This window comes from Candidatus Cloacimonadota bacterium, assembly GCA_011372345.1.
Taxonomy (GTDB): Bacteria; Cloacimonadota; Cloacimonadia; order Cloacimonadales; family TCS61; genus DRTC01.
Genome location: DRTC01000589.1, coordinates 1 through 5,981, shown reverse-complemented (window position 1 = coordinate 5,981; position 5,981 = coordinate 1). Strand labels below are relative to the sequence as shown.

The 5,981-nt window shown below is 37.8% G+C and carries 5 protein-coding genes; 4 read left to right on the top strand and 1 reads right to left on the bottom strand.

The features are described from left to right. Positions 1–44 precede the first annotated feature (44 nt). From ENL20_11275 to ENL20_11265, 3 genes are all read left to right on the top strand, one after another. A complete protein-coding gene (locus ENL20_11275) occupies positions 45–338 on the top strand; it encodes a PIN domain-containing protein (protein HHE39133.1) in 294 nt (97 codons plus the stop codon). 163 nt (positions 339–501) lie between these two features. Next, positions 502–834, top strand: coding sequence for a DUF3795 domain-containing protein (locus ENL20_11270; protein HHE39132.1), 333 nt, complete (start codon positions 502–504; stop codon positions 832–834). A gap of 8 nt (positions 835–842) precedes the next feature. Continuing rightward, complete coding sequence (locus ENL20_11265; protein ID HHE39131.1) at positions 843–1,610, top strand: hypothetical protein; 768 nt, start codon at positions 843–845, stop codon at positions 1,608–1,610. 92 nt (positions 1,611–1,702) lie between these two features. Here the strand turns inward: ENL20_11265 and ENL20_11260 are convergent, their stop codons facing one another. After that, a complete protein-coding gene (locus tag ENL20_11260) occupies positions 1,703–3,466 on the bottom strand; it encodes a T9SS type A sorting domain-containing protein (GenBank protein HHE39130.1) in 1,764 nt (587 codons plus the stop codon). A gap of 280 nt (positions 3,467–3,746) precedes the next feature. On the opposite strand from ENL20_11260, the gene ENL20_11255 reads away from it, so the two are divergent. Beyond that, positions 3,747–5,981, top strand: a 2,235-nt coding sequence (locus ENL20_11255; protein HHE39129.1) for a hypothetical protein, incomplete at its 3' end; no start/stop codon positions are given.

The following is a 5,981-nucleotide window of genomic DNA, read 5'->3' as shown; positions in this document are numbered from 1 at the left end:
AAGCATTGACTTTGATAAAGCCTTTTTTTCGTTAATTATGATTTATATTTATTCGTATTCATCTCTGGTTACCAGTGTCCTTTTGGTTTCGGTTTAGCCGAGTTAGGGATAATAAAGAAGATGTTTTTCAAAAATTCATAAAAGATTTTCTTCCTAAAACAAAACTATTATCCCTTCCAAAAGAAGAATATAAGAATTTAACTGAATCAAAAAAGAATTTAAATCTTGATTTTGATGATCTTTATCAATACAATATCGCAAGATTTTACAATTTGAATATAGTTACTCTGGATAATGATTTTCAAAAGATCAAGGATATTGAGATTAAATTTTTGTGATTTATTAAAATAGTTTTTCTTTAATCATACCCAACCCTCACTTCGTAGCAAGTTGTGAATTACTTCTCTACTCGTTATATTCGTTTTGTCCGTTACGAAATTTATTCTTTTGACAAAAACAAATAGATAAAGTTTTTACGAATCAGGAGGAAATATGCAAAAAATGATAGCCTTTTGCGGATTAGATTGTGCCGTCTGTCCTGCATTTATATCAACTTTAGAAAATGATGATGAGAAAAGAAAGAAAGTTGCATCCGAATGGAATTCCGAACAATATCCTTTAAAACCAGATGATATTAATTGTGATGGCTGCCTTCCAACAAATAAGAGATTAATGGTCTTTTGTCATGACTGCACGATCAGGAGTTGCTGCATTGAAAGAAAGTTAGAGAACTGTGCCTATTGTGATGATTATGTCTGTGAAAAACTGGAGAAGATCTGGAAGATGGTCGATTCTGCAAAAGATACACTTGATGAGATCAGGCGAAATCGCTAAGGAAAATTATGAACAATTTCAGAGAAAATATCAAAAGAGAATTAAAAAATCTATTCGATTCCAATGATTCTGTCTATTCAGTCTGGGAAGGAGGTTCTGCTGCTACCGGATTTCTCGATGAATATTCCGATCTGGATATCGGGATGATCTGTAAAGATGAAGCAGTTGAATCTGTTTTCGAACAGATAGAACAATTCCTTGATAAGAATTATGCTATCAAACATATCTTCAAAGTTCCTGATAAAATGTGGCACGAACATGCGCACAGGTTCTACATCGTCGACAACTCTCCCCCTTTTTTTTATGTTGATATTCTGATCGAAAAGAAATCAGCAACAGGAAATAGGTTTCTCGAATCCGACCGGCACGGTAAGGCACAAATCTGGATCGATAAGAAAAACCTGATCGACCAGACACCAACTCCGGATGAAGTTATCAAGAAAAAAGGAAAATTCTTCTATCAATATATGTGCGATTATTTTCCTATCCAACTGATCGAGATCAAGAAGAACCTTGCTCGTAATAACAAGATCGATGCTCTGCGAACTTATCAGCAGCTTTTCGGTCAGATGGCGTATCTTTTCAATCTGAAATACCGCAGAAACAAATACGATTTTGGTTTGAGATATGCTGAAAGAACTTATCCGCAAGAGATAGTTTCCTTCCTGGAAGAGACAATGTTCGTCAAAGATATCGATGAGATTAAGAAAAAACTGCCAGCTGTTGAGGAGAAGTTTAAAGTATTGATTGAGGAATTGAAAGAGAATTGGAGATAAAAAATTCCTTCTCATTCCCAAGTTGAACTTAGAAATGAGAGAACTTCCGAATGAATCAAAACATTCCGATGTCCTGCGGACAATCGGAAGTTCTATTTCTTCAATATCATCTTCTTTGTAAATGAATCTTGTCCGGTAGTCAGACGATAAAAGTAAATTCCTGATGAGAACTTTGATGCATTCCAAATTATTTCCCCTCGTCCTTGGACAAGCTCAGAATGACACAAGCTCGGGTAAAGTGTCGCTACTTTTTGTCCCTTTATATTGTAGATGTCTAAAGTCACAAAATCAGAATATTGTGTTACATCGAATGAAATAGTAGTAGATACTGTGAATGGATTGGGAAAGTTCGCTAATTTAATATCATTAGTACTTATTATCTCTTCGGAAGAGTCTATTGCTGTCACTCCGTAGAATCCCAGCCGCAGATCCCAATTTCCCTGAATATCAAATTCTTCATCCGCATGATACCAGGTCTGACCAACTCTGATCAAATTACCGTTCGGATTGGAAACGGTATTATCCGAATAACCGATATTATTATTCGGACTATTCAATCCATATGCAATAGTTAGACCAGCCTGTAAATCTTCTTCCGAAAGAAAATAAATATCATTCAACCAGGCTTCGACCAATTCTTCCTGCTGATAATCGGGAGGATAAACTGTCTGGATCAAACTCAAATTATTTTCCATGGGATTACCTCTATAGAAAAACACGAAATCTGTACAATCATCTGAGTTTTCCGGTGCAGTAAACAGAATTGAATTCAAATGATAATCCTGGTATGGAGACAACATTTCTGTTGGAAAATATGCAGCTGATAAGATAAAGGCACCTATATCCTCACTGATCAATTCATTGGCTCCCTGACAATATGTTAACGGATCGGTCAGAGTATATTCCTCCATTTCTATCAGCAGGAAATCATCATGAGAATCCAACACAAATTCATCCTGGTAATAATAATATCTTCCTGCAATAGCAGTAACGGAATAAGTTCCAAATAATATATCTTCAATAAGGAAATCACCGTTCTCATCAGGAGTTGTTTCATAGACATTACCATCTTCATCCGTAAGAGTTACAAGACAGTTTTCCAGAGGTGCACCGGCAATCACGCTTCCTTGCAGTTCCGTCAAATTAGCAAAATATATCAAAGTTGAACGCAAAGTAACTTCCGCTGCCAGAGTTGCTTCATCAATATCTATCAAATCATCCACATGAATAAATCCGGCAGCACGGCAATAGTATTCATCATCTTCCGGAGCATGCATATTCTGATACCACATTCCCAAATAGGCAATAAAATTGCACAGAAAATCCCCGGGATCGTCATTATAATCAATCCAGGTATAAAGATTTGTTTGCTCGGAGACAGCATCTCTAATATATTCAAGCGGTAAAGTTGCATACCTGGCACCATCCGCTTCCATAGTACTGTCCGGTGGATTTGGAGTTGGATAATACGGGGGGATTTCATCCGGTTCCCATTCATCTCTGTTTATTGCTCTGGTTTCGATTTCCCAGGGTCCGTCTCCTGCTCCGAAACTGATAATAATTTCCGGATGAAATTCTTCTGTTCTTGCCCAGAAATCGTTCCAGGTTGCCTGGTAATCTACTTCGAATTCACGAGTATAAACATCGAAGGCAGGGAAAAAGGCATAAACATCGTAACCTCTGTGTTCCCAGTTTTCCCCGATCCAGCCATCCGGATTCAAGATCGGATCAGGACTGAAACGATAGATCATTTCGCTGGTAGGAGACCAATATCCGGTCAGCATGACCACCGGTCTGGCTTCTAAAAAATTAAATAAAATGATTAGAAATAAAATTCCGGTTAATGTTTTCTTCATATTTTGCTCCGATCGTTTACTCTATTTTTAGTTTCAATCTTTTCTTATTGTTGTAATTGTCAAGTTTCATATCAACCAAAAAAATCATCAAAGATAAAAGCGAATTCAAAGTGAAATTGAAATGCGAAGTTCTTCATAGCAGGATCGATAAAACAATATTCCGGAAATATCAGGATAGAATTTATCCGAAAATGTAGTTCGGAAATTGTTGCGAGCTTTAATTCCAAATAAGTTGTTTGACAATTTTTAACCTATTTTCTTCTTAACAACAGAGGTAAAAATGAAAAAATATTATGTTTTATTTTTCTTGTTGAGCAATTTCATATTATTATCACAAACCAGCATCTATGAAATCCAATACACAGAAATTCCCGGAAGCGAAGGAACATATCCGTCACCTTTATTTGAACAATATATTATAACCGGTGGAATCGTTTCCGGTATAAATTTTGATACTGATCATTATTTCATCACATCCTCAACCGGTGGAGCCTGGAATGGAATTTATATCTATGATAATGAGCATACACCGGCAATTGGAGACAGCATCATTGTTTATGGTCAAATCTGGGAATATCATGGTTTTACTGAAATCAGAGATATATCTTCTTTCGAGATCATCAGTTCAAATAATCCATTGCCTTTGTCAGCCTTAGTTAATACGAATGACATAAATTTACAGGAAGCATACGAAAGTGTTCTGATCAAAGTTGAAGATATTACAGTATTTTCCGGATATAATGAATGGTCGGAATGGCAGGTCGATGATGGTTCCGGGGAGTGTTATATCGGTCCCGGATTTTTTAATCTTGAAGAAATGGGTTTTCCTCTCTTTGAAAACTATCCGTTCAATTCTATCACAGGAATTGTTTCCTATTCCTGGGGTTATTTTCTACTGCATCCCAGAAACATAAATGATTTCAATTCCGATCCAGGTGGTCATATTTTCTCAACAAATTCCGAAAATATTTACGGAGAATATAATTTTGAAATTCCTGTTCTAATTTCATTTCTTGAAGAATCCGCAAATATCAATTCCTATCAACTGGATTTTGAATTCGATCCTGAAATTGTGAACTATTCAGGTTTTGATGAGAATGGAACCCTGTCGGAAAATGGTACAGTAACGGATCAGATAGTTGGGAATGAAGTTACCATAGATTTTACCGGCAGTTTTTCTTTTTCCGGGATCGAGCCTTTGATAAATTTAAGTTTCAATGCTCTGAATTCAGGAGATGCGGATATCGAATTGCTCTCGGCAGATATTAACGAAATGGAAGTTTCTTATTTAAGCTCCGGTCAGATCGGTGTTATCATAGAAAATAATCCGATCGGAGACACGCTCACGGTTATTCAACGACCGCTATTGAACATTCCGGCAATCGTCATTCCGGGACAGGCAATGGAGATCGTTTGTCTTGCTCCGGAATCAACAACGGACTGGAGTGCGGAACTGATCCATAACGAAAACACGCTATCTTTGAACATTAACGGGGAAGTGTTCGATACTTCCAGGCAGCGCTGGTTTTTAACAACCATTATTCCCGAACCGGAGATCTTTGAATTATACGATCTGAAGGTTACAGCATCGGGAGATATCGAGGATATAACTGCAAATGCTGTTCAGATAATTCATGAGATCAAAAACGAATATTATTTCATTCATATCACAGATACGCATTTGCCGACCCATCTGTTCTATCCTGATGAAGAGACATTGACCGATACTTCCGAAATCGTCGACTTTCGGGAAGTTATCAATGATATTAACTTGATCAATCCCGAATTTGTGCTGTTCACCGGAGACCTGGTCAATGAAGGAGAATTGGAGGATTTCGAGAACCGGAGATATTTCACAAAAGCACAAAGGTTAATGAAAGAACTGGAAGTTCCTGTCTATCTCGTCTCAGGAAATCACGATCTGGGAGGCTGGAGTGATACTCCTCCTCCGCAGGGGACTGCCCGACGGAACTGGTGGAGATTTTTCGGTTGGAACTGGCTTTCCGATCCTCCTGATATTGAGCCTTATTATACTCAGGATTACAGTTTTGATTATGGATCTGTTCATTTCGTGGGTATGGAAGCATATCTGAACTATGACTATTATATGTATGACATTTACGGTTATGAAAGTTTTATCCCATCACAGATCGTCTGGCTGGAAGAGGATCTGCAGGAAGCAGCAGAGAGCGAAGCAAAGGTCCTGTTCTATCACTATGACTTTTCCGAGCAGATAGATCTTTCCGATCTTGAGGTCGATATGGCACTCTGGGGACACATACACAGTGATGACGGAAACATAAACTCTCATCCTTATAATCTGGCAACAGACAATGTCTGCGATGGAGATCGTGCTTACAGACTTATCAGGGTGAACGATTCCGAACTCGATCCGCAATATACAAGTCATGCAGGATTGAACGGCGAGAACCTGAACATTACTTTCTATCCTTCCAATGAAGGGATCGCAGACAGTGTTTCCGCTATTATCGAGAACCAGCAGAACCTTGATTTT